5 protein-coding genes and 1 pseudogene are annotated in these 2,599 nt (G+C 66.2%); 5 read left to right on the top strand and 1 reads right to left on the bottom strand.

What is annotated here, in order from left to right:
• The 5 genes and pseudogenes from ACKODO_RS00810 to soxA form a co-directional block, all read left to right on the top strand.
• Window positions 1-252, top strand: a pseudogene (locus ACKODO_RS00810) (xanthine dehydrogenase family protein molybdopterin-binding subunit); the annotation flags it as partial.
• Window positions 249-704: a sulfur oxidation c-type cytochrome SoxX gene (gene soxX, locus ACKODO_RS00805; protein WP_408981559.1), complete on the top strand. Its 456-nt coding sequence runs from the start codon at window positions 249-251 to the stop codon at window positions 702-704. The pseudogene ACKODO_RS00810 and the gene soxX, both read left to right, overlap by 4 nt.
• Complete coding sequence (locus tag ACKODO_RS00800; RefSeq protein ID WP_408981558.1) at window positions 670-1,143, top strand: SoxY-related AACIE arm protein; 474 nt, start codon at window positions 670-672, stop codon at window positions 1,141-1,143. Before soxX ends, ACKODO_RS00800 begins: the two co-directional genes overlap by 35 nt.
• 10 nt (window positions 1,144-1,153) lie before the next feature.
• The gene (gene soxZ, locus ACKODO_RS00795; RefSeq protein WP_408981557.1) at window positions 1,154-1,480 is read left to right on the top strand and encodes a thiosulfate oxidation carrier complex protein SoxZ; all 327 of its coding nucleotides are present in this window, start codon (window positions 1,154-1,156) and stop codon (window positions 1,478-1,480) included.
• Window positions 1,481-1,484: 4 nt separating this feature from the next.
• A complete protein-coding gene (gene soxA / locus ACKODO_RS00790) occupies window positions 1,485-2,258 on the top strand; it encodes a sulfur oxidation c-type cytochrome SoxA (protein WP_408981556.1) in 774 nt (257 codons plus the stop codon).
• A 4-nt stretch (window positions 2,259-2,262) separates the two neighbouring features.
• Here the strand turns inward: soxA and ACKODO_RS00785 are convergent.
• On the bottom strand, window positions 2,263-2,599 hold a 337-nt coding region (locus ACKODO_RS00785), incomplete at its 5' end, for a 2,4'-dihydroxyacetophenone dioxygenase family protein (RefSeq protein WP_408981555.1).

The raw sequence follows: 2,599 nt of genomic DNA, 5'->3' as shown, positions 1-2,599 counted from the left end.
GCGTTCCATCAGGAATGCACGGTGAAGGGCGGGCGGATCGTCGAGGAGAATTTCGACACCTACCCGGCCATGCGCATGGCCGAAATGCCGAAGGTCGAGAGCATTCTCCTTCCCTCCGGCGATTTCTGGGGCGGGGTGGGCGAGCCGACCATCGCGGTGGCAGCCCCTGCGGTGATGAACGCGATCTTCGCCGCCACGGGCAAGCGCGTGCGCTCGCTGCCGCTCAAGAACGCGGATCTGCGCCGCGCATGAGGCGTGGCGCGCGTGCCTTCGGCCTTGTGGCAATGCTGGTTCTGCCGGCAGCGGCGCAAGGGCCGGTGGCCGGCAAGGCGATGGAACATGGCGCGGCGCCGGAAGCGGCGCCTCTCGCCACATCCCGTCCGGCGGATCCGGCCAATGGGCGGAAGATCGTGGTGGAACGGCGGCGTGGCTTCTGCCTGCTCTGCCATTCCGGACCGTTCCCGGAGGAGCGTTTCCACGGCGATCTCGCGCCGGGCCTCGCCGGCACGGGTTCGCGCTGGACGGAAGGGCAGTTGCGGGCACGCCTGATCGACAGCACGGCGATCAACGCCGAAACCATCATGCCGCCCTATTTCCGAACCGGGGGCGGGAACCGGATCGGCCCTGCCTTTGTCGGCAAACCGATCCTGACTGCGGAGGAGATCGAGGATGTCACGGCCTTTCTCACCACGCTCCGGGATTGAACTCGACCGCCGGGCGCTGATTGGCGCGGGCGCGGCTTTTGTCACCGCGCTTGCGATTTCGCCGGCTCGCGCGAGCCCGGAAATGGCGGCGGCGATCCGCAAGTTCACCGGCGGGGTTGAACCGAAAACCGGCAAGGTGACGCTCGATATCGCGCCGCTGGTCGAGAACGGCAATGCCGTGGGCGTGGAGGTGAAGGTCGATCACCCCATGAAGCCCGAGAGCTTCGTGAGCGAGATCGCGCTCTTCACCGAGAAGAATCCCTCGCCGGATGTCGCGGTGTTCCACCTCACCCCGCATTCCGGCCGGGCGCATGTGGTGACGCGCATGCGGCTCGCCACAACGCAGCATGTGGCGGCGCTTGCCCGCCTTTCCGATGGCAGCTGCTGGCAGGAAACGCGCGAGGTGATCGTCACCATCGCGGCCTGCACCGAAGATTGAGGAGGCGCGCATGACCACCGCCATGATCCTCGTGCCACGCACGCCCATCCGCTCCGGCGATGTGGTGATGCTCAAGGCCATGATCAGCCACCCGATGGAAACGGGCTATCGCCGCAGCGAGAAGGGCGAGGAAATTCCGCGCAACATCATCCGCCGGATGATCTGCCGCTATGATGGCGTGGAGGTTTTCTCGGTCGACATGCATCAGGCGATTGCCGCCAATCCCTTCATGTCCTTCGGCGTGGTTGCTACGAAATCCGGGCCGGTGGAATTCGAATGGGTGGGCGATAACGGCTTCCGCCATCGCCAGAGCGCGCAGCTTAACGTGACGGGATAGGCCGTTGCGGGTTTTCATTCTCGCTGTTCTCTCGGCTTTGGCCGCACATGCCGCCGTGGCGCAGGGCATTGCCCCGCAGGAGAGGCGATCCGGCTTCGAGACGATGGGGCCTGAAGCGCAGGCAATGCAGCGCGACGATTTCGCGAACCCCGCGATGCTCGGCGTGGCGGCGGGGGAGGCGGCCTGGAACCGTGCGCCAGCGAATGGCAAGCCCGCCTGTTCCGGTTGCCATGGCGACATCAACGCCTCGATGCGCGGCGTGGATGTGCGCTACCCCGCGCGCAACGCGGTGAATCTCGCAACGCTCGACCTTCCCGGACGAATCCAGCTTTGCCAGAGCCTGCATCAGGCGCAAACGCCCGAGCCGCGCGAGAGTGCGGGCCTTCTGGCATTGCAGGCGGCGATCGCGCTGCGCTCGCGCGGCCTGCCGATCGAGGCGCCATCGGCGCGGGGGCTGTCGGATGCGGTGGCGCGGGGCGAGATGCTCTATCGCCAGCGTCTGGGGCAGCTCAACCTCTCCTGCGCGCAATGCCATGATGACCATTGGGGCCGCTCGCTCGGTGGAACGCGCATTCCCCAGGGGCATCCCACGGGCTATCCGCTCTTCCGGCTGGAATGGCAGGCTCTGGGCTCGCTGCAGCGTCGCCTGCGCAATTGCTTCACCGGGGTGCGCGCGGAACCGTTCGCGACGGGCGCTTCCGAATGGATCGACCTTGAAATCTATCTGCGTGAGCGTGCCGCCGGCATGGCGAGCGATGCGCCGGCCGTGCGGCCATGAGCGGTCAGCGGATGAACTGGTCGACATACCCCTCGCCCAGCCCGTTCGCGGCGTAGTGCTTGCGGCATTTGTCGATCCGCGTGAACACATCGTCAAAGCCTGTGCATTTGCCGTCCGGATCGCAGTAGATCATCGCGCCGTTGACCTGGAACATCGTGATCATCTCCTCGACATGCGGATCGACGACCAGAGTATGCGTCTCGCCAGGCGCTTCATAGACATAGGAGCCCTCCGTGGCCACCCAGTCATGTTCAAGATAGCGCCATTGGCCCTTGAGCACGTAGCCATGCACGGGCTGCGGGTGCCGGTGCCGCGAGAGCACGCCGGCACGGCGCACGCGC

It is taken from the genome of Rhabdaerophilum sp. (genome assembly GCF_046092605.1).
In the GTDB taxonomy this organism is placed as follows: Bacteria; Pseudomonadota; Alphaproteobacteria; order Rhizobiales; family Beijerinckiaceae; genus Rhabdaerophilum.
The sequence above is the reverse complement of the archived record's forward strand: the minus strand, read 5'-3'. Positions and strand labels throughout refer to the sequence as shown.